The organism is Actinomadura roseirufa (assembly GCF_900659635.1).
Taxonomy (GTDB): Bacteria; Actinomycetota; Actinomycetes; order Streptosporangiales; family Streptosporangiaceae; genus Spirillospora; species Spirillospora roseirufa.
Map to the genome: position 1 here is coordinate 1 of NZ_CAACVB010000122.1, position 23,292 is coordinate 23,292.

26 protein-coding genes are annotated in these 23,292 nt (G+C 73.6%); 11 read left to right on the plus strand and 15 right to left on the minus strand.

Translation table 11 applies throughout. The annotated features are described in order from the left end of the window. Positions 1–206, plus strand: a 206-nt coding sequence (locus E1291_RS43365) for a hypothetical protein (protein WP_370771027.1), incomplete at its 5' end; no start/stop codon positions are given. A 380-nt stretch (positions 207–586) separates the two neighbouring features. On the opposite strand, the gene E1291_RS23965 is transcribed toward E1291_RS43365, so the two are convergent. The 3 genes from E1291_RS23965 to E1291_RS23975 form a co-directional block, all read right to left on the minus strand. Next, positions 587–2,293 carry a DUF885 domain-containing protein gene (locus tag E1291_RS23965; RefSeq protein WP_131740226.1) on the minus strand — a complete coding sequence of 569 codons (1,707 nt, stop codon included), beginning with the start codon at positions 2,291–2,293 and terminating at the stop codon, positions 587–589. Between the two features lie 69 nt (positions 2,294–2,362). After that, entirely contained in the window at positions 2,363–3,046 is a 684-nt protein-coding gene (locus tag E1291_RS23970; protein WP_131740227.1) for a LysE family translocator, read from the minus strand. A gap of 63 nt (positions 3,047–3,109) precedes the next feature. Beyond that, on the minus strand, positions 3,110–3,898 hold the full coding sequence (locus tag E1291_RS23975; protein WP_131740228.1) for a hypothetical protein: 789 nt from the start codon (positions 3,896–3,898) through the stop codon (positions 3,110–3,112). 212 nt (positions 3,899–4,110) lie between these two features. Here E1291_RS23975 and E1291_RS23980 point away from each other — a divergent pair, with 212 nt between their 5' ends. The 4 genes from E1291_RS23980 to E1291_RS23995 all read left to right on the plus strand — a co-directional run bounded on the left by E1291_RS23980 (position 4,111) and on the right by E1291_RS23995 (position 7,862). Further along, complete coding sequence (locus E1291_RS23980; RefSeq protein ID WP_131740229.1) at positions 4,111–5,127, plus strand: AAA family ATPase; 1,017 nt, start codon at positions 4,111–4,113, stop codon at positions 5,125–5,127. Then, positions 5,124–6,218: a DUF58 domain-containing protein gene (locus E1291_RS23985; RefSeq protein ID WP_131740230.1), complete on the plus strand. Its 1,095-nt coding sequence runs from the start codon at positions 5,124–5,126 to the stop codon at positions 6,216–6,218. Before E1291_RS23980 ends, E1291_RS23985 begins: the two co-directional genes overlap by 4 nt. Further along, positions 6,215–7,162, plus strand: a complete 948-nt coding sequence (locus tag E1291_RS23990; RefSeq protein ID WP_131740231.1) for a VWA domain-containing protein — start codon at positions 6,215–6,217, stop codon at positions 7,160–7,162. Before E1291_RS23985 ends, E1291_RS23990 begins: the two co-directional genes overlap by 4 nt. A gap of 67 nt (positions 7,163–7,229) precedes the next feature. Continuing rightward, complete coding sequence (locus tag E1291_RS23995) at positions 7,230–7,862, plus strand: class I SAM-dependent methyltransferase (protein ID WP_131740232.1); 633 nt, start codon at positions 7,230–7,232, stop codon at positions 7,860–7,862. A 92-nt stretch (positions 7,863–7,954) separates the two neighbouring features. Here the strand turns inward: E1291_RS23995 and E1291_RS24000 are convergent, their stop codons facing one another. After that, the gene (locus tag E1291_RS24000) at positions 7,955–8,590 is read right to left on the minus strand and encodes a transcriptional regulator (protein WP_131740233.1); all 636 of its coding nucleotides are present in this window, start codon (positions 8,588–8,590) and stop codon (positions 7,955–7,957) included. Continuing rightward, positions 8,587–8,982, minus strand: coding sequence for a DNA-binding protein (locus E1291_RS24005; protein WP_131740234.1), 396 nt, complete (start codon positions 8,980–8,982; stop codon positions 8,587–8,589). Before E1291_RS24005 ends, E1291_RS24000 begins: the two co-directional genes overlap by 4 nt. 60 nt (positions 8,983–9,042) lie before the next feature. On the opposite strand from E1291_RS24005, the gene E1291_RS24010 reads away from it, so the two are divergent. Further along, positions 9,043–10,284, plus strand: a complete 1,242-nt coding sequence (locus E1291_RS24010) for a PEP/pyruvate-binding domain-containing protein (RefSeq protein ID WP_131740235.1) — start codon at positions 9,043–9,045, stop codon at positions 10,282–10,284. Between the two features lie 121 nt (positions 10,285–10,405). Here E1291_RS24010 and E1291_RS24015 read toward each other — a convergent pair whose 3' ends face one another. Both E1291_RS24015 and E1291_RS24020 read right to left on the minus strand, forming a co-directional pair. Then, positions 10,406–11,590: a GDSL-type esterase/lipase family protein gene (locus E1291_RS24015; protein ID WP_131740236.1), complete on the minus strand. Its 1,185-nt coding sequence runs from the start codon at positions 11,588–11,590 to the stop codon at positions 10,406–10,408. A 22-nt stretch (positions 11,591–11,612) separates the two neighbouring features. Continuing rightward, complete coding sequence (locus tag E1291_RS24020; protein WP_131740237.1) at positions 11,613–12,182, minus strand: TetR/AcrR family transcriptional regulator; 570 nt, start codon at positions 12,180–12,182, stop codon at positions 11,613–11,615. Positions 12,183–12,373: 191 nt separating this feature from the next. Here E1291_RS24020 and E1291_RS24025 point away from each other — a divergent pair, with 191 nt between their 5' ends. Next, the gene (locus E1291_RS24025) at positions 12,374–13,000 is read left to right on the plus strand and encodes an SAM-dependent methyltransferase (protein ID WP_131740238.1); all 627 of its coding nucleotides are present in this window, start codon (positions 12,374–12,376) and stop codon (positions 12,998–13,000) included. Positions 13,001–13,061: 61 nt separating this feature from the next. On the opposite strand, the gene E1291_RS24030 is transcribed toward E1291_RS24025, so the two are convergent. After that, complete coding sequence (locus tag E1291_RS24030) at positions 13,062–13,280, minus strand: EF-hand domain-containing protein (RefSeq protein WP_131740239.1); 219 nt, start codon at positions 13,278–13,280, stop codon at positions 13,062–13,064. A 118-nt stretch (positions 13,281–13,398) separates the two neighbouring features. Between E1291_RS24030 and E1291_RS24035 the strand changes: the two genes are divergently transcribed. Next, positions 13,399–14,265, plus strand: coding sequence for a glycerophosphodiester phosphodiesterase family protein (locus E1291_RS24035; protein WP_131740240.1), 867 nt, complete (start codon positions 13,399–13,401; stop codon positions 14,263–14,265). A gap of 126 nt (positions 14,266–14,391) precedes the next feature. Here E1291_RS24035 and E1291_RS24040 read toward each other — a convergent pair whose 3' ends face one another. Beyond that, positions 14,392–14,682 carry a type II toxin-antitoxin system Phd/YefM family antitoxin gene (locus E1291_RS24040; protein ID WP_131740241.1) on the minus strand — a complete coding sequence of 97 codons (291 nt, stop codon included), beginning with the start codon at positions 14,680–14,682 and terminating at the stop codon, positions 14,392–14,394. Between the two features lie 97 nt (positions 14,683–14,779). Between E1291_RS24040 and E1291_RS24045 the strand changes: the two genes are divergently transcribed. The 3 genes from E1291_RS24045 to E1291_RS24055 all read left to right on the plus strand — a co-directional run bounded on the left by E1291_RS24045 (position 14,780) and on the right by E1291_RS24055 (position 16,524). Beyond that, positions 14,780–15,436, plus strand: a complete 657-nt coding sequence (locus E1291_RS24045; protein WP_131740242.1) for a ClpP family protease — start codon at positions 14,780–14,782, stop codon at positions 15,434–15,436. Then, positions 15,430–16,038: an ATP-dependent Clp protease proteolytic subunit gene (locus tag E1291_RS24050; RefSeq protein ID WP_131740248.1), complete on the plus strand. Its 609-nt coding sequence runs from the start codon at positions 15,430–15,432 to the stop codon at positions 16,036–16,038. Before E1291_RS24045 ends, E1291_RS24050 begins: the two co-directional genes overlap by 7 nt. A 141-nt stretch (positions 16,039–16,179) precedes the next feature. Then, entirely contained in the window at positions 16,180–16,524 is a 345-nt protein-coding gene (locus tag E1291_RS24055; RefSeq protein ID WP_131740249.1) for an RNA polymerase-binding protein RbpA, read from the plus strand. A gap of 228 nt (positions 16,525–16,752) precedes the next feature. Here E1291_RS24055 and E1291_RS24060 read toward each other — a convergent pair whose 3' ends face one another. From E1291_RS24060 to kamD, 6 genes are all read right to left on the minus strand, one after another. Continuing rightward, complete coding sequence (locus E1291_RS24060; RefSeq protein WP_131740243.1) at positions 16,753–17,343, minus strand: FxsA family protein; 591 nt, start codon at positions 17,341–17,343, stop codon at positions 16,753–16,755. 98 nt (positions 17,344–17,441) lie between these two features. Continuing rightward, complete coding sequence (locus E1291_RS24065) at positions 17,442–18,206, minus strand: polyprenol monophosphomannose synthase (RefSeq protein WP_131740244.1); 765 nt, start codon at positions 18,204–18,206, stop codon at positions 17,442–17,444. Between the two features lie 5 nt (positions 18,207–18,211). Continuing rightward, the gene (lnt, locus tag E1291_RS24070; protein ID WP_370771028.1) at positions 18,212–20,020 is read right to left on the minus strand and encodes an apolipoprotein N-acyltransferase; all 1,809 of its coding nucleotides are present in this window, start codon (positions 20,018–20,020) and stop codon (positions 18,212–18,214) included. Positions 20,021–20,776: 756 nt separating this feature from the next. Further along, positions 20,777–21,172, minus strand: a complete 396-nt coding sequence (gene kal / locus E1291_RS24075) for a 3-aminobutyryl-CoA ammonia lyase (RefSeq protein WP_131740245.1) — start codon at positions 21,170–21,172, stop codon at positions 20,777–20,779. Beyond that, the gene (kamE, locus tag E1291_RS24080; RefSeq protein WP_131740246.1) at positions 21,169–22,056 is read right to left on the minus strand and encodes a lysine 5,6-aminomutase subunit beta; all 888 of its coding nucleotides are present in this window, start codon (positions 22,054–22,056) and stop codon (positions 21,169–21,171) included. Before kamE ends, kal begins: the two co-directional genes overlap by 4 nt. Next, positions 22,053–23,292, minus strand: a 1,240-nt coding sequence (kamD, locus tag E1291_RS24085; protein WP_131740247.1) for a lysine 5,6-aminomutase subunit alpha, incomplete at its 5' end; no start/stop codon positions are given. The genes kamD and kamE, both read right to left, overlap by 4 nt.

Here is a 23,292-nt window from a genome sequence, read left to right on the forward strand (position 1 = left end):
CCGCAGCCGCGAGCACAGCCGCGAAGACGGGGGCGCGGCATGAGCGGGCGGGTGGTCGTGGTCACCGGCGCCGCGCCGGAGTCGGACGGGCCGCGCCGCAAGGAGTACTGGTGGGCGGGTCGACGGTGGCGACGCTGCTGGCGCAGCGGATCGCGCCCGCGCTGCTGGACCGTTACCTGGCCCGCGGCGGGTTCGCCTCGCAGTAGACCGCCGCGCGCGAGGACCCGGGCCGTCCCGCGAACCTGTGGCGTCCGCTGGACGCCACCGAGGACCACGGCGCGCACGGCCGCTTCGACGCCCGTGCCAGGACGGGCAGCGTGCTGCTGCGGGCACGGACGCTGCTGGCGGGACGCCCGTGGCCGCGTCCGCGCGAGGGCCGCCACGAGCGGTCGGCGGCCGCGCCCGGCGCCTCCGGCTGACCCGGCCCCCGTGCTCCGGACTCGGCGTGAAACCACTCGATGCGGTGGCCTCGCCGCGTCGCCGAGGCCGGAGAACCTCTCAGCGTCCACCCGCCGGCGTCCACCAGGGCGTCCGGCACAGGCCCCGGCGCCGCCTTCACCACCGGCCCGCCCGCCGGGGACCCGGCTCAGGCGCGGGCGAGCTCCGAACGCATCAGGTCCAGACCCATCGGGCCCAGGGCCAGCGCCCGCCGGTGGAACTCCTTGAGATCGAACGCGGCGCCCTCCCGCGCCCGCACCGCCTCACGCGCCTCCAGCCACACCCGCTCCCCCAGCTTGTAGGCGATCGCCTGCGCCGGACGGCCCAGATACCGGTCGATCTCGAACGCCGACGCCGCCTCCGGCTGCGGCCCGCCGTGCGCGAGCAGGAACTCCAGTCCCAGCTCCGGCGTCCACCGCTCCCCCTCGTGGAACCCCGTCCCCGCGGGGATCTCCAGCTCCAGGTGCATCCCGATGTCCAGCACCACCCGCGCCGCGCGGAACTGCTGCCCGCCCGCCAGCATCCCCAGCTTGTACGCCGGGTCCCGGTAGTAGCCCAGCTCGTCCATGAGCCGCTCGGCGTACAGGCCCCACCCCTCGCAGTACCCCGGGTACAGCTCGCTGGCCAGCCGCCGGAACCGGTTCAGGCCCCGGTTCAGCGCCGTCACCCCCAGCTGCAGGTGATGCCCCGGCGCCCCCTCGTGGTACATCGTGCCCGGCACCGTCCAGGTCGCGATGTCCTCCTCGCGGTCCTGCACCGTCCACCACACCGTGCCCGGACGCGACAGGTCCTCCGTCGGCGCCAGGTAGTAGATGCCCGACTCCGCCGGCGCGATCCGGCAGTCGATCCGCCGCAGCTCGGCCGGGATGTCGAAGTGCACCCCGTCCAGATCGTCGATCGCCTGCTCGGCCAGTTCCTGCAGCCACTCCCGGAACGCCTCCGCGCCCTTGACCCGGTAGGCCGGATCGGCGTCCAGCGCCGCGCGGACCACCGGCAGCGGCTCCCCCGGCAGGATCCGCTCGCCCGCGTTGTCCATCTCGGTCTCGATGCGGGCCAGTTCCTCCCAGCCCCACGCGTAGGTCTCCTCCAGGTCCGGCTCGGTCCCCAGGAAGTCCCGTACGCCCAGCCGGTACCGGTCGGCGCCCATCGCGTCCCGCACGGGCGCGTCACCCGCCAGGTCGCCCGTCAGATACTCCGCGAACTCCGCCAGCGCCGCCGACGCCGACGCCGCGGCGGCGTCCAGCCGCCCGCGCAGCGGACCGTCCCCGTGCCGCCCGGCCAGCTCCCGCAGGTAGGCGGGAACCTCCAGGCACCCGCGGGCGCTGCGGGCGACCTGCCGCCGCGCCGCCACCCGGCCCTGCCCGCGCGCCGCGTCCAGCCCCTCCCGCAGCCCCGCCAGCGTCCCGGGAAGGGCGCTCAGCCGCCCCAGCACCGCGTCCCAGTCGGTCGCCGCGCCCTGGTCGAGCAGCTCGATCGAGGTCCGCAACCGCTGGACGGGACCATCGGTGGTGTCCAGGAAACCGGACCGCGCCCCCGCCTCGTGCAACGCCAGATCGGTCTCCAGCCGCTCGCGCAGCACCGCCGCCGTGACCCGGTCCGCCTCGGCCGCGCCACCGCCCGAGCCACCGTCCGCGCCGGCTCCCGGACCGGACGGCGGGGGCACCGAACGGGAGGTGAGGCGATCGAGCTCGGCCAGCGTCGCGCGGGCCAGGTCGGCGCGCGCCGCGGCCCCGTCCGGGCTGTAGTCGGTCAGACGGGCGTCCTGCCCGGCGATCCCCATCATCGCCGCCAGACACGGGTCCAGGGCGGCGAACTCGTCCATGTACCGGTCGGCGAGATCATCCAGTGCGGTCATCCACTCAGGCTAAGCCTCACCGCACCAAATGGCGATCATGAGATTTCGGGGCGGCGCAGCGGCCCCGGATCACCGTGAGGCGTCCGCCGCGAGCCGTACGCCCAGCCCCACCAGGACCAGCCCCGACACCTGGTCCAGCCGGCGCCGCACCACCGGGCGCTCCAGCGCCCGCCGCGCCGCCGCCACCAGCCACACCACCGCCGTGTACCAGGCCAGGTCGATCAGCGCCCACAGCACCGAGAACACCACCAGCGCCACCGGCACCGACCAGCCGCCCGGCACGAACTGCGGCAGGAACGACACCGCGAACACCCCCGCCTTCGGGTTCGCGAAGTTGGTGACCAGGCCCAGCCGGTAACACCGCCACGCCGACACCCCGCCCGCACCGGCCGGATCCCCCGGGCCCGCGGCCGCATCCGGCCCCCCGGCCCCTTCCCCCGCCGCCTCCGACGCCGCCGCCCCGCGGCGCCGCCGCGCGCCCCACAGCGCCCGCGCCCCGAAGTACACCAGCACCGCCGCGCCCGCGATCCGCAGCCCGTCATAGGCCAGCCGCGACGCCGACAGCAGCGCCGACAACCCCGCCGCGGCCGCCAGCCCCCAGGCCAGCACCCCCGTCTCGTTCCCCAGGACCGTCGCCAGCCCCGCCCGCCGGCCGGCGCGCATCGACTGACGCATGATCACGACGGTGCTCGGGCCCGGCGCGACGGCGATCAGCACCGCCGCGCCCGTGAAAGCGATCAGAGTCTCCAGCATCCCCTCATGCTGCCCTACCCGCCCGAACCAACGCAGTCCGGGCACCCGGGCGAGGGCCCGCGCTCACACCGGGCCGCCGCCCCCACCGTCACCATCGGACGGCGGCGCCGTCGGCGGAACCGACGGCGGCGGCGACGGGCTCACCGGAGGCGGCACCGGCGACTGCGGCACCGGAGTCCGCGACGGCACCGGCACCTGCGGAGTCGGCTCCGGCGGCTGCGGCGGCGGCTCCTTCGCCCTCGGCTGGCACGCGAACAACACCCCCATCAGCAACGCCAGCACCAGCAAAGCCCCCGCCAGCGTCACCGTCGCCGCCACCAGGCTCCGCTCCGGCGGCCGCTCCCCCACCGGCACCGGCGCCACCATCCCCGGCGGCGGCCCCGGACGCTCCAACGCCGGCTCACCCGACCCCAGCCAGTACGGCTGAAAACCCGGCCCGCGACGCCGCCCGCCGCCCCACCGGCCCCGGAACACCCCGTCCAGCAGCACCGGCTCCAGGAACCTCTCGGCCCCCACACGCTCCGCCTCGTACACCGTCGCCACCCACGGCGCCGGCCCGTCCGGCTGCGCCGCCACCACCGGCGCCTCACCACCCGGCCCGCCGCCCCCCGGCACACCGGACGGCACCGCACGACGCCCCGCGCCCGGCACCGCCGCGTTGATCGCCGCCCGGAACCGGTCCCGCGCCGCGGCGTCACCCGCCGCGCCCTGGTTCAGCACGGCCACGCTCGCCCGCCGCCCCGCACCGTCCACGCCCAGGAACACGATCCCCGCCGGCGTCTCCGACAGACGCGCCGACAGGCGGTACGGCCCCAGCTGGGCGGGATCACCCGGGGGCAACGGCCTCGACATGGCCGCCACACTAACAACCGCACCGCCCCGGACACCCCCGCTACCCCGCCCCACCCCGAACAACCCGCCCCAAAGACCCGCGAACCGATCACCCACATCAGGCAGGTATCTCGCACTAACGGGTACAAGTGATCGCGTAGGGTCAGAAGGCGCCCGACCGGCACCCACGGCACCGCACACGACGGAACCCGCACGACAGCGAGGACTCCCAGATGACCATCACCGCCCACGATGCCGACGAGGCCGCGGCCCTGCTCCAGAGCACCGTCACCGAGGTCAAGAAGGTCATCGTCGGCCAGGAGCACATGGTCGAACGCATGGTCGTCGCCCTCCTCGCCCGCGGCCACTGCCTCATCGAAGGCGTCCCCGGCGTCGCCAAGACCCTCGCCGTCGGCACCCTCGCCCGCGTCGTCGGCGGCACCTTCGCCCGCCTCCAGTTCACCCCCGACCTCGTCCCCTCCGACATCGTCGGCACCCGCATCTACCACCCCTCCACCGAACAGTTCGACGTCGAACTCGGCCCCGTCTTCGTCAACTTCGTCCTCGCCGACGAGATCAACCGCGCCCCCGCCAAAGTCCAGTCCGCCCTCCTGGAGGTCATGGCCGAACGCCAGGTCTCCCTCGGGGGCAACACCTACCCCCTCCCCCGCCCCTTCATCGTCCTGGCCACCCAGAACCCCATCGAGTCCGAAGGCGTCTACCCCCTCCCCGAAGCCCAGCGCGACCGCTTCCTCATGAAGATCGACGTCCACCACCCCGCCGCCCACGAGGAACTCCAGATCCTCCAGCGGATGAGCGTCGACCCGCCCGAGGCCACCCGGCTCCTGGACACCGACCGCCTCGCCGCCCTCCAGCGCGCCGCCGAAGAGGTCTCCGTCCACGAGCTCATCGCCGACTACATCGTCCGGCTCGTCATGGCCACCCGCGAACCCGAGCAGTACCGCCTGCCCGACCTGCGCACCGTCATCGACATCGGCGCCAGCCCCCGCGCCACCCTCGGCCTGGTCTCCGCCGCCCGCGCCCTGGCCCTGCTGTCCGGCCGCGACTACGTCCTGCCCGACGACGTCCGCGCCGTCGCCGGCGACGTCATCGCCCACCGCCTCGTCCTCACCTTCGACGCCCTCGCCGACGGCGTCGACACCGCCGACGTCATCGCCCAGATCCTCGCCGCCGTCCCCCCGCCCCGGGTGGTGTGGAACCACGGCGCCGCGGCGGTGACCACCGCATGAAACCCCGCCGCCTCCACCACCCCGAACCCGCCGGCCGGCGCGCGGGAGACCGCGACGGCGACCTCGCCCACCTCGCCCCCGAACGCACCCTGCGCCGCCTCGAACTCCAGGTCACCCGCCGCCTGGACGGCCTCCTCAACGGCGAGCACCTCGGCCTGCTGCCCGGCCCCGGCACCGAACTCGCCGAAGCCCGCCTCTACCAGCCCGGCGAGGACGACGTCCGCCACATGGACTGGGCCGTCACCGCCCGCACCACCACCCCCCACGTCCGCGACCTCATCGCCGACCACGAACTCGAAGCCTGGGCCCTGATCGACCTCACCCCCAGCATGGACTTCGGCACCGGCACCCTCGTCAAACGCGACCTCGCCGTCGCCGCCCTCGCCGCCGTCGGCTTCCTCACCGTCCGCCTCGGCGACCGCGCCGGCGCCTACCTGCTGCACCGCGACGGCCTGCGCCGCTGGCCCGCCCGCACCGGCAAGGCCGCCTTCTACGCCCTCCTGCAGGCCGTCCTGGACGCCCGCCCCACCGGCGGCCCCGCCACCGGCACCGCGATGACCGGCGCCCGCGCCGGACTCGCCACCGCCACCGCCGGCGCCACCCCCCACGGCGACCTCGCCGCCGCCCTCACCTCCCTGGACCGCGGCCAGACCCGCCGCGGCCTCCGCGTCGTCATCTCCGACTTCCTCGCCCCCCTCGACGACCCCACCCCCGCAACCGGCCACCCCGACCGGTCCGGCCAACCCCCCTGGGAACGGCCCCTGCGCCGCCTCGCCGCCCGCCACCAGGTCCTCGCCATCGAGATCATCGACCCCCGCGAACTCGACCTGCCCGACGTCGGCCTCATCGAGATGGCCGACCCCGAGACCGGCGCCGTCCACGAGATCGTCCTCAGCCGCCGCGTCCGCGAACGCTACGCCGCCGCGGCCGCCGCCCAGCGCGAGACCACCCGCACCGCCCTGCGCCGCAGCGGCGCCCACCACCTCGTCCTGCGCACCGACCGCGACTGGATCACCGACATCGCCCGCTTCGCCCTCCGCCAGCGCCGCGCCGCCGGACGGCCCGTCACCACCGCCGGAGCGCGCCCATGACCTTCCTGTCACCCGAACGCCTCTGGCTGCTGTCCCTGCTCCCGCTGCTGGCCGCCGCCTACGTCCTGCTGCAGCTGCGCCGCGGCCGCTACGCCGTCCGCTTCACCAACCTGGCGCTGCTGTCCCAGGTCGCCCCCAGACGCCCCGGCTGGCGCCGCCACGTCGCCGCCGGGCTGTTCCTCATCATGATCCTGCTCATGATGGTCGGCTTCGCGCGCCCCGCCAGCTCGGTCAAGGTCCCCCGCGACCGCGCCACCATCATGGTCGCCGTCGACGTGTCCCTGTCCATGATGGCCAGGGACGTCTCCCCCACCCGCTTCGACGCCGCCAAGAGCGCCGCCAAGAAGTTCATCCGCGAGCTCCCCGCCCGCTTCAACGTCGGCGTCGTCTCCTTCGCCGGCAACGCCAACCTCGTCGCCGCCCCCTCCGCCGACCGCGACGCCGCCATCGCCTCCCTCGACCAGCTCGTCCTGGCCAAGCGCACCGCCATCGGCGAGGCCGTGTTCACCTCCCTGCAGGGCGTGCGGACCTTCGACGCCCAGGCCAGCCAGGACCCGCCGCCCGCCCACATCGTCCTGCTGTCGGACGGCGACAACACCACCGGACGCTCCGTCCAGGAGGCCATCGACGCCTCCCGCTCCGCCCACGTCCCCGTCTCCACCATCGCCTTCGGAACCCCCTACGGCACCGTCGACATCGAAGGCGAGACCACCAGCGTCTCGGTCAACAAGGAGACCCTCAAGACCCTCGCCGACAGCACCCAGGGCAAGTCCTACGAGGCCGCCGACGCCGGCCAGCTCGGCGAGGTGTACGCCAACATCGGCAGCTCCCTCGGCTTCAAGACCGAGCACCGCGACATCGCCGCCCGCTACACCGGCCTGGCGCTGCTGTTCGCCCTGGCCGCCGGCGGCCTGTCACTGGCCTGGTTCTCCCGCCTCCCCTGACCCCGCCCGTACCGCGGCGGACCGCTCCGGTACGGGAACGCCTCCGGCGCTGATACGGTCGGCCGACGTGGGGGATCACTACTTCGCCGAACGGCCCGGCGCCGCCGCCCGCCGCCGCACCGTCGACCTCGTCCTGCCCGACCTGCACCTGCGGCTGCAGACCGACAGCGGGATGTTCTCACCCGACCGCGTCGACCCCGGCACCCGCGTCCTGCTCGAAACCGTCCCTCCTCCCCCGCCGCACGGCGACCTCCTCGACCTCGGCTGCGGCTACGGCCCCATCGCCCTCACCCTGGCCAAACGCTCGCCGCAGGCGAGTATTTGGGGAGTGGACGTCAATCGGCGAGCGCTGGAGATCGCTGAGGTCAATGCCACCGCCGCCGGCCTTGACAATGTAAGGTTCGGCTTGGCGGACGAGATCGACCCCGACCTGCGGTTCGCCGCGATCTGGTCCAACCCCCCGATCCGCATCGGCAAGACCGCCCTGCACGACCTCCTCCTGGCCTGGCTCCCCCGCCTCACCCCCACCGGCCACGCCCACCTCGTCGTCCAGAAGCACCTCGGCTCGGACTCCCTGCACCGCTGGCTGAACGACCAGGGCCTGCCCACCGAGCGGATCGCCTCCCGCTCCGCCTACCGCGTCCTGCGCGTCTCGGCCCCGCCCCACTCCCCCGCCCAGCCGGACAGCCGCCCCGGATAACCTCCGGAAAGCCGCCAGCCCGCTCCGCGAGGTCGCCGACATCTGCCCCAGTGCGTTCGCTCAGTCGCGCATGCGAGGGGCGGAGTGTGCGGTCAGGATTCCGCGCGCCGGTCGATGCCGAGCGTGGCGATGAGGTCTTCGTGGAGCTCGAACCACACACGATGGCAGGAGTCGACGTCGGTGCGGTCGACCCAGTCGCCGTTCCCGGCTTGGGCGCGCGTCAGGGCCGCGGTGAATCGTTCGTCGTATCCGCGGAAGCGCGTGAGGACGCTTCCGAGTCGGTCCGTGAGTGGCGTGAGCGCACGGTCGATGCTCGCGAGCTCGGAGAGGACTCCGGCGTCCCACGCGGGGTCGGAGTGGTCGTTGACGGCGAGCCGATCGCCGGCGGCGGGCCGGAGTTGCCAGTCGGTGCAGGCTTGCCGCAGGAGGGCGTTCAGCGGGAGGAACCCGCGGTAGACGTCACGGACCTCGTCGGCGCCGCCGACGCGTGCGAGTTCGGCCGCGAGCCGGCACTCGTTCTCGGCCCTGCCCGTTGCGGTCAACGACCAGCCGCCACTGCCGGCGAAGGCGGTGTGCTCGACCCAGCCGCGTGCCTGGGCGTCGCGCAGCAGCTCTTTCGTTTCGGCCGCGTCGAGCCCGTATCGCTGCGCGAGAACGGGGGTGTCCGCGAAGCCGGTGATGCGCACGGCGTGCAGGACCAAGAGGTCGAGCGGAGAGGTCCGCGTCATGAGTCGGCGTCCTGTCGCGCCGTCAGGCGGGTGTAGCGCTGCTGGCACGCCTGCGGGGAGTTGAACCCCATCGCGTCGGCCATCTGCGCCCAGGTCAGTCCCGCACTCCGGGCTATGAACAGCAGGGCCGATTCGAGTCCTTCGACCTCCGCGCGTGCGGCTCGCAGGAGGGCCAGAGCGCTCAGGACGTCCTTCGGGTCCAGGTCGGCGCTGCGCCAGACGGCGTACTGGACGAGGTCGACAGCCGACGGCGGGACGGGCGAGGGCCGCCACGGACGGGCGTCGAGCGTGTCCGCGCCCAGGTCCAGGAGACGCTTGGACGCCTCCCGCTCACGCTGGGCATGGACGTGGTCGGCGTGCGCGATGTGAGTGAAGTCCTGCTTGCGCGACATGCGACCCATCCTGGATACTCAACAAAACGTTGTCAACTTTCCGTTGAAAGGCGCGAGCTGGTGATCGTCCCCCTCGTGGAGGCCGCCGCCGATACCTGCGGCGGCAAGGCCGGCGCGCTCGGCGCGCTGCTCCGCGCGGGCCTGCCGGTTCCCGACGGCTTCGTCGTCCCGTTCGCCGCCCACCTGGCCGCCGTCGGCGACCTGGGCCTCGACCGGTTCGCCGGCCGGCCGGACGATCTCGACGCGGCACGGCGGGCGATCCAGTCCCGCCCGCTCCACGCCACCGTGACCGACGCACTGGGGCGCGCGCTCGGCGAGCTCGGCGATCCGCCCGTGGCGGTCAGGTCATCGGCGGCGAACGAGGACACCGGCCAGGCGTCAGCCGCCGGTCAGTACGAGAGCTTCCTCGCCGTGCACGGAGTCAGCGAGGTCTCCGATGCCGTACGTGCCTGCTGGGCGTCGCTGCTGTCTCCACGTGCCATCGCCTACCAGGGCGCCTCCGGCCGCGACGACCGGTCGGCCCGGCTCGTGATGGCCGTCATCGTCCAACGCCATCTGGACGCCGAGGTGTCCGGAGTCATGTTCACACCAGCGGGCCCGAACGAGGCGACCCGGATCGAGGCGTCCTGGGGCCTCGGTCCCAGCATCGTCGGGGGCACGGTCACCCCTGACGCCTACCGCGTCGCCGAGGACGGGTCGAGCACACGTACCGTCGCGGACAAACGGACCCGCCTCGACCGGCGCGGCACGCGACTCGTCGTTCGCGACGTGCCCACCGGGTCCCGGCGCCAGCCCGCGATCGACGACGCGACCGCCGCGCACCTCGCCGACGTGGGCCGGGAGATCGCCGCCGAACTCGGCGGTCCGCAGGACATCGAGTGGGCGATCGCCGACGGCCGCACCTGGGTTCTGCAGGCACGGCCGGTCACCACCACGCCACCGCCACCACCGCCTTCCGGCGCCTCGGGCACTCCCTCGGCCGCCCTCACCGGAACACCGGGCAGCCACGGGACCGTGACCGGCACCGCCAGGATCGTCCGCGGTCCCTCCGACTTCGCGCGCGTGCACCCGGGCGACATCCTCATCTGCCCGTTCACCGACCCCGCCTGGACGCCGCTGCTGCGCATCGCCTCCGGTGTCGTCACCGAGACCGGAGGCGTGCTCTCCCACGCCGCGATCGTCGCTCGCGAGCACGCCATCCCCGCCGTCCTCGGCATCCCGAACGCGACGAGCAGGTTCCGCGACGACGCCGTCATCACCATCGACGGCGCCGCCGGCACCGTCACGGCGTCGAACGCCTGACCGGTGATCGAAAGGAGCCGGGATCGGGCCCGCACGGACCCGCGTCCCTGACCACCGATGACAACCCGGGCCTTCCGCCCACGATCGTGAGGTTCAACGACATGAGCCACCTCCCGGCCGGTCACTGGGCCGGGGCGGCGAATCCTCCGTTTCCGGCGAAGGCCAGCTTGGCGAAGCGCTCTCCGATGCGGCGGTGCGCGGCGGCGTCCGGGTGGAGCCGGTCCGGCAGCGGCAGCTCGGCGAAATCGGCCTCGCCGTAGAGTGCGCGGCCGTCGAGATAGTGCAGGTTCACGTCCCGCGCCGCCCGCTGCGCCACGATCCGGGCCAGCTCTCCGCGGATGACACCGAGGGTGAGATTCCCGTCCGCCGCCTCCGCCGGATCCCCCGCGGCGCGGAACCTCAGCCGGCCGCGTCCCAGCTCACTCGCGTCGAGCCGGGTGGGGCCGGGTGTGTCCTCATGGATGGGACACAGGATGGGCGACACGACCAGCAACGGGACCGCCGGGTGCCCCTCGCGGACGGTGTCGAGGAAGCCGTGGACGGCGGGGGTGAAGGCGCGCAGCCGCATCAGGTCGGTGTTCACCAGGTTGATGCCGATCTTGATGCTGATCAGGTCGGCGGGAACGTCGCGCATGGCGCGGGCGGTGAACGGATCGAGCATGGCGCCGCCGCCGAAGCCCAGGTTGACCAGGTCCACACCGCCGAGAGAGGCGGCGAGGGCGGGCCAGGTGGCGGTGGGACCGTCCGCGTCCGACCCGTGGCTGATCGAGCTGCCGTGGTGCAGCCACACGCGGCGGCCCGGATCCGGGGCGGGCTCGACGGGAGCGTCGGTGCGCAGGGCGATGAGCTCGGTGGTCTCGTTGTGCGGCAGCCAGATCTCGATGGTCTTGGCGTCGCCGGACAGGCCGGAGAAGCGGACGGTACCGGACGTCCCGGACCGCGCCTCGGCCGTGCCGGCGACCATGTCGATGGTCAGGGTGTTGCCGCCCGGCACACCGCCCCGGCCGGCGGGCCGTCCGTCCACGAGCAGCTCGTACACTCCGCCGGGACGAGGCGGAGCACCCGTGTAGACGCGTTTGGTGGGCAGCGCCTCCAGTTCGACGGCGGTGGCCCGGGTTCGGAACACCAGTCGCACGCCGGACGGCTGGGACTCGGCCAGGGCCAGTTGCCCGTCGGCGCACTGGGCGCGCGCCCAGGCGGGCAGCCGGTGCGGCAGCACCCCGTGCTCGGTGCGCTCCACGTCCAGCGCCCCCCGCAGAAGGTCCGCCGTGACGGGCGTGGTGATCCAGCGGTGCTCGGCGGTCATGGTCCCTCGCCCTCTCGGCCCGTCAGGTCGCGGGCCAGGCGCGCAGCAGGGCGTCCAGGGCGTCCATGATCCGCGTCCAGGTCTCCTGCGTGTCGGGCGCGCTGTGGTCGAACCCGCCGCCCAGCTCCAGGCTGACGTAACCGTGGAAAACGCTCCCCAGCAGCCGGACGGCGTGCGTCTGGTCCGGCTCCGCCAGGTCGTAGCCGCGAAGGACCGCCCGCGTCATCCGCGCGTGCCTCGCGCCCGCGCTCGCGGCGGCCGCCGCCGCGTCGAGCCTCATCTGCGCCGCGGCGTAACGGCCGGGATGCTCGCGGGCGTAGTCGCGGTAGACGCCCGCCAGGGCCGCGAGCGCGTCCCTGCCCGCCCGGCCGGCCAGCGCCGCGTCACCCCGGTCGGCCATCTCCGCCAGGGCGAGCAGGGCGATCCGGGTCCTGAGGTCGTGGGAGTTCTTCACGTGCGAGTACAGGCTCGCGACCTTGACGTCGAAGCGCCTGGCCAGCTCCGAGACGGTCACCTGGTCGAACCCGACCTCATCGGCCAGCTCCGCCCCCGCCCGGGCCAGCCGATCGGTCGTCAGACCCGCGCGCGCCATACCGCCCCCTCGCTCGTACGAGCAGTATGCAGTTGCCTAAGATGTTTAGGCAAATTCCCTAAGGCTATGGCCGTTCGGACGGCCCGGCCATCGGCCTGTTTGCCAGAACCGCAACGAAACTCGCGGAGACCGGGCCCCCGGAGCCACCATCGACCCCGGAGGCATCCGAACCGCGCACCGAGGAGAACCGCATGACCGACGACCACGCCCAGATCTGGGACGAGCGCTACTCCGAGAGCGACCAGATCTGGAGCGGCGCCCCCAACGCCGCCCTGGTCCGGGAGACCGAGGGCCTCACCCCCGGCACCGCACTGGACGTCGGCTGCGGCGAGGGCGCCGACGCGATCTGGCTCGCCGGACGCGGCTGGCGCGTCACCGCCGCCGACATCTCACGTGTCGCGCTGGAACGCGCCGCCGCGACGGCCCGCGAGCAGGGCGTCGCCGACCGCGTCGACTGGCAGCACCACGACTTCGCCGCGTCCTTCCCCGCCGGGACCTACGACCTGGTGTCCGCGCAGTTCCTGCACTTCCACGGAGACTTCCCCCGCGAGGACATCCTGCGCACCGCCGCGAAGGCCGTCGCGCCCGGCGGCATCCTCCTGATCACCGGGCACTGCGACTTCCCCGCCTCCGAGGAGCACGACCACGCCGACGTCCACTTCCCCACGCCCGAGGAGATCATCGACGCCCTCGCCCTGCGCGACGGGCGATGGGAGATCCTGCGCGCCGAGGAGCACGAGCGCGTCCAGACCCGTCCCGGCGGCAGGCCGGAACCACGGACCGACAACACGGTCAAGGCGCGCCGTCTCCCCCACTGACCGCGAACCGGCCGCCGTACCCGCGCCGGAGGTCTCCCGCGACGGCCCGACGGCACGGTGTTCAGCGGGCGGTGCGCTCCATCAGCGCGGCGAACTCCGCCAGGGAGATCTTCCCGTCGTGGTTGGCGTCGGCAGCGACGACGACCTCCACCGCGCGCGTCTCGGTGATCCCCTGGCCGAGCGCGCTCATCAGGTTCTTCAGCTCGGCCGTGGAGATGTAACCGTCACCGTCCACGTCCACGAGTTCGAACGTCGCCCTGTAGTCGTTCACGTCGGCCATGGAGGTCCTTTCCGGATGAGGCGATCGGGATGATCGATCGCCGCGCCGACGCTAGCACCGCCCGATGCCTTTACGTAGTAAGGTTCAGCCGGTCGCGGGCCTCCGCCATAATCGGACGGTGCGCCGCGAGTACGAGTTCCTCGACCACCCCGGGCCGATCCCCTTCGCCCACCGCGGCGGCGCGGGCGGGCGGCCCGAGAACTCCATGGCCGCCTTCCAGCGCGCGGCCGACCTCGGCTACCGCTACCTGGAGACCGACGCCCACGCCACCGCGGACGGCGTCGTCGTCGCCTTCCACGACCGCACCCTGGACCGGGTCACCGACCGCACCGGCGCCATCGCCCGCCTCCCCTACGCCGAGGTCGCCCGCGCCCGCATCGGCGGCACCGAGCCCATCCCCCGCCTGGAGGACGTCCTCGGCTCCTGGCCCGACGCCCGGGTCAACATCGACCTGAAGGACGCCCCCGTCATCGGGCCCCTCGCCCGGACGCTGCACCGCACCAACGCCTGGCACCGGGTGTGCATCACGTCCTTCTCCACGCGGCGCCTCGCGCAGATGCGCGCCCGGCTGCCCCTGTTCACCGACCGGGACGTGTGCACCGCCCTCGGCCCGCGCGGGCTGATGGCGCTGCGCGCCAAGTCCTACGGCGGCCCGGCCGCCAAGCTGGTCCGGCTGGCGGCCACCGGCGTCGCCTGCGCGCAGGTCCCCTACGGCCTCGGCCCCGTCCCCTTCGTCACCGAGGCGTTCATCGCCCAGGCCCACGAGCTCGGCATGAAGGTCCACGCCTGGACGGTCAACGACCCGTCGGCCATGCGGCGCCTGCTGGACATCGGCATCGACGGGATCATGACCGACGAGCTGGTCACCCTCCGCCACGTCATGGCCTCGCGCGGCCTGTGGGTCCGCTCCCCCGGCCGGGCGCCGGACCGCCGCGACGTTCCGCCGGCGGAGGACGAGCAGGCCACCGGCACCGGGAACGACTGACCTCCCTCACACGGCCGGCGCGTTCCGGAGGAATGTTCTCCAGCGCCAGGCCGGCCACCCGGTCACCGAGCCGCGTGCCCTCGTCCCCGGCGCCGAGGATCTCGGTCGCGGGCGCGGCGCGCCGGGTCAGCGGCCGAAACCCGGGGGCCGCGGGGGGCCGGGGGGACGATACTCGGCCGCGATGCGCAGCGGCGCGGGCTGCGGGCGGTCGGGCGGCGCCGCCGGGCCCGTCTGGGTGAGGTCGTACCGCCCGGCGCGCAGGCTCTCCAGCAGTTCCAGGTCCTCCGCCGACACCAGGGCAGCCATGATCTTGCCGCGGCGGGTCAGCGCGACGCGCTCCCCCGTGTAGGCGACCCGGTTCACCAGATCGGCGAACTCCTTGCGTGCCTCCGTCACCGGCTTCTCCACGTTGTTCATCGTATAGCGAACTCCCCTGGTCCTCCGTGGCGCACGCCTGTACGCTCCGTCTGCGTACAGAGCGTACGTTCTGTACAGTTGATCTCCAGGAGGGTCCATGTTCGACGCCACGCGGGGCGGCAGTCCCGAGCCCCGCCCCGAGCCGTCCCGGCCGCAGACGTTCACCGGGAGGTCGCGGGCCTCGGTCGCCGCGCCGCCCCTGCCCGACGGGCAGCTGTCCGAGCGGCTGCTGGCCCAGCGGATCCTGTTCCTCGGGTCCGAGATCGACGACGAGGTCGCCAACCGCGTCAACGCGCAGCTGCTCCTGCTCGCCGCGCGGGACGAGCGGCGCGACATCACCCTGTTCATCAACTCCCCGGGCGGCGTCGTGGACGCCGGCATGGCGATCTACGACATGATGCAGTTCGTCCCCAACGACGTCTCCACGGTCGCGATGGGCATGGCCGCCTCCATGGCGCAGACGCTGCTGTGCGCCGGCGCGCCCGGCAAGCGGTACGCGCTGCGGCACGCGCGGGTGATGATGCACCAGCCGCACGGCGGCATCGGCGGCACCGCGTCCGACATCAAGATCCAGGCCGAGCAGTCGCGGTACCTCAAGCGGACCCTGGCCGAGCGGACCGCGTTCCACACCGGCCAGCCGCTGGAGCGCATCGAGGCCGACGGCGACCGCGACCGCTGGTTCACCGCCGAGCAGGCCCGCGAGTACGGCATGGTCGACCGCGTCGTCGACACCACCGACCGGGTGGGATCGTGACGCGGGCGGACGGCCGCTACCTCGTCCCCTCGTTCGTGGAGCGGACGGCGTACGGGGTCAAGGAGTCCACCCCCTACAACAAGCTGTTCGAGGACCGGATCATCTTCCTCGGGGCGCCCGTCGACGACACCAGCGCCAACGACGTCACCGCCCAGCTGCTGGCGCTGGAGGGCATGGACCCCGACCGGCCCATCGCCCTGTACATCAACTCCCCGGGCGGGTCGCTGACGGCGATGATGGCGATCCACGACACGATGCGGTTCATCCGCCCCGAGGTCGAGACGACCTGCGTGGGGCAGGCCGGGTCGGCGGCGGCGATCCTGCTCGCCGCCGGGACCCCCGGCAAGCGGGCCGCGCTCGTCAGCTCCCGGATCCTGCTGCACGAACCCGCCGTCGACGTCTCGCGCGGGCAGTCCAGCGACCTGGAGATCCAGGCGCGGGAGGTGCTGCGGCTGCGCGCGCAGATCGAGGCGATCATCGCCGAGGCCACCGGCCGCGACGCCGCCACCGTCCGCCGCGACCTGGACCGGGACCGCTATTTCACCGCACCGGAGGCCAAGGAGTTCGGGCTGATCGACCACGTCCTGGTATCGCGCGACTGACGCCCACGGCGCCGTCGCCTCCCCGTGGACGACGCGGCGCGCGCAATCGGCAGGATTGGATCGCGCCCTGGACGGGAATCTTGTCACGGTTACCAGCGTTGGTCAGAGCAAGACCGCAAGCCGTCTGGGAGGCACGTGACGATGGCCGAGCGCGCACTTCGCGGCACCCGACTCGGAGCGACGAGCTACGAGAACGATCGCAACACCGATCTGGCCCCACGGCAAGAAGTGGACTACACCTGCACGAAGGGCCACCGGTTCACCGTGACGCTCGCAGCCGAGGCCGAGGTGCCGATGACCTGGGAATGCCGCAGCTGCGGCGCCACGGCACTGCGGGTCGACGGTGAGCTGCCCCAAGCCAAGAAGGGGAAGCCGCCGCGGACCCACTGGGACATGCTCATGGAGCGGCGGACTCTCGAGGACCTGGAGGAGGTCCTGGCCGAGCGGCTGGAGATCCTGCGGGCGGGGCGCAGGAAGTCCGCGTGACCCGCTGACGCCCTCAGTGTGAGGACGGGCCCGCATCGCCGGCGCGATGCGGGCCCGTTCACGTTCCCGAGGCCGATCCCCCGGTTCGTCTCTCATCCCCGTCACCAGCCGCGCGGCGATCTCGGCGTCGGTCAGGCCCTCGTGCCACCGGCACGATGGTCTCCCGGGGCGTCGGCGCCCCCGGCGACCCCGATCAAGCGGTGGGCGACGGCGATCGACAGCGGCGGGTCAGGAGCGGGGCGGGGCGCCGTCGGCGTCGTCGTCGATCACCTCGCCGCGGACGACCGGGCCGCGCGGCGCTTCCGCGCCGTCCCGCCCGGACGCTCCCCCGAACGGGCCGAACCCGTCGAAGCCGGGCCCGAAACCGGCCCGGAAACCGGCGTCGCGGCCCTCGCCCGCGGGGCCGGGCGGGAACCCCGGCGGGAACGCCGTCCTCGACCGCGCGCCCGCCAGCCGCACCCGCCGCGCGCCGTAGCGGGCCAGCGCCCGCCGCACCAGCGGCCGGGTGAAGGGGAGCACGAACGCGAACCCGAACACGTCGGTGACGAAACCCGGGGTCAGCAGCAGCACCCCGCCGACCAGGACCAGCGCCGCGTCCGCCAGCTCACGGTCGGGCAGCGCGCCGGACCGGAAGGTCTCCTGGAGGCCCCGCCAGGCGCGGCGGCCCTCCCGGCGGACGATCCAGCCGCCCAGCAGGCTCTCGGCGACCAGCAGCGCGACCGTCGGCCACGCGCCGATCACCTGCCCGACCTGGATGATCACGTAGATCTCCACGACGGGCATCAGCAGGAACGCCAGGACCAGTGCGAGCGGCAGCATGGCTCCATCTTCGGGTAGCGGAAGTGCCTCCGCTCCTTCCAACGCCAGGACGGGCCCGAACGTTTCCCGGCCGGGCGCGGGTCGGCGCCCGGTACGGGTCAGCGCCCGGTGCGGGGAGGGCGCGGGGCCCGGAGCCTGCCGACGCGGTCCGACACGCCCCACTGGGTGATGCGCACCGCCGCCTCGGCCATGACGTCCCGGCTCATCTTGCTGGTGCCGTGGACGCGCTCCACGAACGTGATCGGCACCTCCACGACCCGCAGGCCCTGGTGCAGCGCGCGCAGCGCCAGGTCGATCTGGAAGCAGTACCCGCGCGACTCGACGCCGTCCAGGCCGATCTTGTCCAGGGTCGCGGCGCGGAACGCCCGGAAACCCCCCGTGGAGTCGTGCAGGTGGATGCCCAGCATCAGCCGCGCGTAGGTGTTGGCCCCGCGCGAGAGCGCCTCGCGCCGCTTGGGCCAGTTCAGCACCTTGCCGCCCGGCACCCAGCGGGCACCGATCACCAGGTCGGCGTCGCGCAGCGCGGCGAGCAGCCGGGGCAGCTCCTCGGGCTGGTGGGAGCCGTCGGCGTCCATCTCGACCATGACGTCGTAGCCGTGCTCTGCCGCCCACCGGAACCCGGCGATGTAGGCGGCGCCGAGCCCCTGCTTGCCGGTGCGGTGCAGGACCCGGACCCGCTCGTCCGCGGCGGCCATGGCGTCGGCCAGCGCCCCGGTGCCGTCGGGGCTGGCGTCGTCGACGACCAGCACGTCCACCTCCGGCGCCGACTCCCGCACCCGCCGGGTGATGCCCTCGATGTTGTCCCGCTCGTTGTACGTCGGGATGATCACGAGCACCCGGCCGAGGTCGGCTGGGATCTCCATCGCTGTCAATTCCCCTCGTTCTTTGTGGACGTGACCCGCGCGGCCGCGCACACCGCCCCGAGACCCAGCGCGACGAGCACCCACTCGGGGACCTCGCCGATCCGGTCCGAGAGCGTGCGCGACGTGCGCGCCGGCACGCGGGCCACCTGGATGTCGGGCTCGAACTCCCGCGACCTGTCGACCATCCGCCCGTCCGGGGCGACGATCGCGCTGATGCCGCTCGTCGCGGCAACCAAGATCGTACGGCCATGCTCCACCGCGCGCAGCCGGGACATCGCGATCTGCTGCGGCGGCAGGCTCGTCCGGCCGTAGGTGGCGTTGTTGGTCTGCACGACGAGCAGGTCACCGCGCGCGACGTCGCGGACCTCCCGGTCGTAGGCGACCTCGAAGCAGATCACGTCGCCGATGTCGACCGGGCCGAGCCGCATCACGCCCGACCGGGTGCCCTTGGCGAAGTCGCGCGGGATCCGCTCGAACCGCTTGATCAGCTTGGTCAGGACGTCCCGGAACGGCAGGTACTCCCCGAACGGCACCGGGTGCCGCTTGACGTAGTAGTCGCCGGGGCCGCCGCGCGGGTCCCACACGATGCCGCGGTTCTCGACCTTGCGCCGGTCGGGGCTGTCGGTCAGCGCGCCGACCAGGACGGGCACGCCGACGTCCCGCACGGCGCCGTCGATGGCGGCGTAGGCGTCGGGCTCGGTGTAGGGGTCCAGGTCGCTGGCGTTCTCCGGCCACACCACCAGCTCGGGCCGCGCGACCTTCCCGGCGCGGACCATGGCGGCCAGCTCGTGGGTGCGCTGGACGTGGTTGTTCAGCACGGCCTTGCGCTGGCCGAGGAAGTCCAGGCCGAGCCGCGGGACGTTCCCCTGGATCACCGCGACGGTCACCGGGCGCCCGGCGGTCGGGGTGGGCAGCAGCGCCCCCGCCCCGAGGATCGCGACGATCATGGCGAGGGCGGCCGCGACGGGCACGGCCGCCTTCCGGTACCCGCGCGGCCAGGACTCACGGCCCTCCACACGGGGGTCCTGATCGGCGGCGGGCTCACCGGGCTTCTCACCGGCGAGGTCACCGGACGCTTCGGCGGCCGGGACGAGCGCGGAGCCGCTGTCGGGTGCCTCCTCGCGCCGCGCGCGGACGCGCAGGACCGCGACGGCGGCGCAGGCGAGCAGCCCGCCGACCAGCGCGGTCAGGAACGTGACCAGGGGCGCGCCGCCCAGGGCGGCGTAGGGCGTCAGCGGCGTCGCGGTCTGGCTGAAGGCCAGCCGCGCCCACGGGAAGCCCCCGAAGGGGAAGCGGCCGCGCAGGGCCTCCTCGCCCACCCACAGCGCGGCGGTCCACACCGGCCATCCGGGAAGCCGGCCCGCCAGCGCGATCCCCGCGCCCAGCGGGAGGAAGTAGGCCGCCTGGACGAGGCTGAGCAGCACCCACCCGTCCGGGCCGATCTTGATGATGCCGTCCAGCACGGGCAGGAAGAACGCGGCGCCGCCCACGAAACCCAGCCAGGCGCCGGTGCGGGGCCGCAGGCCGCGGATCGCGAGGGTCAGCAGCGCGACGCCCACCGGGGCGGCAGGGGTGAGGTCCAGCGGCGGGAAGGCCGGCCACATCACCAGTCCGGCGGCCAGCGCCAGCAGCGTGCGCGGCCGGCCGGCGCGGCCGCCGCGGAGCATCCGGGCGAGCCGGCCCGGACGGGCGGGCGGCTCCGGGGAGGACGGCGCCGCAGTGGTGCCCGGGGTGGTCCCCGCGGTGGCCGCGGTGGGCGGCTCGGCGCCCGGTCCCGCGGCCCCAGGCCGTTCCGGGAGGGTCTCCTGGGCCAACTCCACACCTCGCTCGCTCGATCCCACTGGCGGGAACGCTACCGGCCCGTGGCCGCCACGGCGAGCACACGCCCGGCTTGGGTGTCCATCATCGTCCCACCGGGACGTGTCCGTCCCGTCGGCAGACAAGCCACAACCGGCTCGAACAGGTTCTTTTCAGTATCCGTCCCGAAAGGGCCTGCCCGGAGCGGATCGGAGAATGCAGATCGGAGAATGCCGCGGCCGCCTGAGGCGTGCGGCCGCGGTGATACCAGGGCGATGGCGCGGGACCGGGGGGCGCACCTTGGCGGGCGCGAGGCTTTGGAGGCGGAGGACGCGCGGTGCGGGGCCGACACGGAAGAGGGCCCGTGACATCCATCGGGCCGGAGCCGTCCCACAGGCGGTGAGAGCGGGCCTCCGTTTTCTACTGGATGTCCGGGCCCTTCCCGGGTCCAAGCCCCCGCACGATCGGGCGGCTCCGCTCGGACACGGCTTCCGGATCACCGCACTGGTTCGGACGGGCGGGGCGTGATCCGCATCCGTCCCGTCACGGCGCGGTGCCCGGTGGCGCCTCGGGCGGCCGATCGGTGAGTCCCGTGCTGGACTGCAGCAAAACTACCGGCTTCCGCCGCCTTGTCAACCGCCGCATGTTCTGCGGCGACTCCGTGTTTTCCCAGCTCAGCGCCATGATCGTGACGCGCCGTCCGGTCGGTGGCGACGCACGGCGATCACGAAGGGGGATCGGGCCCGGGGACGGAGGCGGGGGCGGGGGCGGGATCAGGCGCCGGGTCCGGGGACGACGACGGTCCCGGTGGCGGTGACCGCCACGACCGGCTCGGCGAGGACCTCGGCGGCCGACTCGCCCTTGTCCGGGCGGCCCCGGCACACCACCCGGGCCTCGAACTCCAGCGTGCGGCTGCGGGTCCCGACGCGGGTGACGACGGCGGTGGCCTCCAGCACGTCACCGGCCCGGACGGGCGCGCGGAACTGCACGTCGGAGTAGGAGGCGAACAGCCCCTCGTCACCGTCGGCGCGGATGCACACCTCCGTGGCCACGTCCCCGAACAGGCCCAGCATGTACGCGCCGTCGACGAGCTCGCCGCCGTAGTGGGCGTGGGAGTAGGGGACGTAGCGGCGGTGGGTGACGGTCAGGCCCTCGCGGTGGTCGTTCATCGGTCGTGCTCTCCTTCGTCGCGATCGTCCTCGTCCGGCGCGCTCCCGTCCGGCGCGGGGTCGCCCCGCCCGCCGCCGGCGAGGGACTCGCCGGGAAGCAGGGCGTGGACGATGTAGGCGGCCACCTCGGCGGGCGTGGTCCCCTTGCCGAAGATCCGGTCGACGCCCAGGTCCTGCTCGGTGACGGTGTCGAACCGGGGCCCGCCGACCACCAGCAGGGGCCGTCCCATGCCCGCGGCGACGGCGGTCGGGTACTCGGCGTGGAACGCGGCGGCCATCTGCTTGGTGTTGTGCAGGTGGGCGTTCCTCTGCGTGACGACCTGGGAGACCAGCACGGCGTCGGCGTCCTCGGCCTTGGCGCGCTCCACGAGTTCGGCGACGGTGACCTGGGCGCCCATGTTCACGACCTGGATCTCGCGGTAGTACTCCAGGCCCTTCTCCCCCGCGAAGCCCTTGACGTTCAGGATCGCGTCGATGCCGACGGTGTGGGCGTCGGTGCCGATGCAGGCCCCCACCACCACCAGCCGCCGGTTCAGGGCCCGGCGGATCGCCAGGTTGACCTCCTTGGCGGTCAGCAGCGGGTACTCGCGCTCCTCGGGCACGGGGATGGAGGCGTAGTCGATGAGATGGCCGACCCTGCCGTACACGATGAAGAAGGTGAAATGCGGCCCCATCGGCTTGGCGTGCACCACGCTGGCCGGGTCCAGGCCCATCTTCCCGGCCAGTTGCAGCGCCGCGGCGTCGGCGCGGCGGCCCGCCGGAATGGGAAGCGTGAACGACATCTGCACCATGCCGTCGCCGGTGGTGTCGCCGTAGGGGCGGATGACCTGCCGGGTGTCGGCGGGCTCGGCCGGGGCCTGTGTTCCGGGGATCTCGACGGTCATGCCGGCACCTCCTGCTCCGCGTGGCCGCGGTCGGCGTGCGGGTCCTCGGTGTCGAGGATCTCGATGGCGGGGTTGAAGTAGCCGGCGGCGCGCTCGACGACGCCGTCCAGGCCCTTGCCCGCGTCCGGCGGGCGGCGGGTGACCCCGAAGGTGCCCTCGGCGATCGCGGTGAGCAGGCCGTCGTCGCAGACGCGCTCCAGCAGCTCGACCGACTCGGCGAGGACCTGCTTGGCGCGCCGGACGAGCATGCCGTCCGGGCGGGGCATGAAGTCCTCGGCCAGGCCGCCGCAGGCGTCGCGGACGTAGCGGACGTTCTCCAGCGCGAGGTCGCGGTCCGACAGCCAGGGGGTGTGGATGCCCTCGGTCATCATCCCGATCAGGATGATCGACTGGCCGGTCATCACCCCGGCGAGGTTGAAGAAGGCGTCCAGCAGGTAGCCGGCGAAGATGTTGCCGGTCATGTGCTTGGTCGGCGGCATGTACTTCAGCGGCGCGTCCGGGAACAGCTCCCGCACCAGCTGGGCGTGCGCCAGCTCCAACCGGAACGACTCGGGGACCACCGGGTTGATCTCGAAGGCGTGGCCGAGGCCGAGCTGGGCGTCGGCCAGGCCCGCCTCGTGCCCGAACCGCTCGTTGAGCAGCTGGCTCACGATGACGGTGTGCGCGGCGTCGACCGCGTCGGCGGTGGTGAGGTAGTTGTCCTCGCCGGTGTTGATGACGATCCCGGCGCGGGCGTGGATCTGCCGCGAGAATCGCTGGTCGATGAACGTCCGGCGGGGGTTGATGTCGCGGAAGATGATCCCGTACATGCAGTCGTTGAGCATCATGTCCAGCCGCTCGAGCCCGGCGAGCGTCGCGATCTCGGGCATGCACAGGCCCGAGGCGTAGTTGGTCAGCCGGACGTAGCGGCCCAGCTCGCGGGACACCTCGTCCAGCGCCGCGCGCATCAGCCGGAAGTTCTCCTGGGTGGCGTAGGTGCCGGCGTAGCCCTCCCGGGTGGCGCCCTCGGGGACGAAGTCCAGCAGCGACTGGCCGGTGGAGCGGATCACCGCGACGACGTCGGCCCCCTCGCGGGCCGCCGCCTGCGCCTGGGGGATGTCCTCGTAGATGTCGCCGGTCGCGACGATCAGGTAGACCAGCGGCCGGGGCGGGTCCTCGGCGTCGCCCGCCGGCAGCGCGGCCAGCAGCCGGTCGCGCTCGGCGCGGCGCCGGTCGACGCGCGCGACCCCGTCCCGG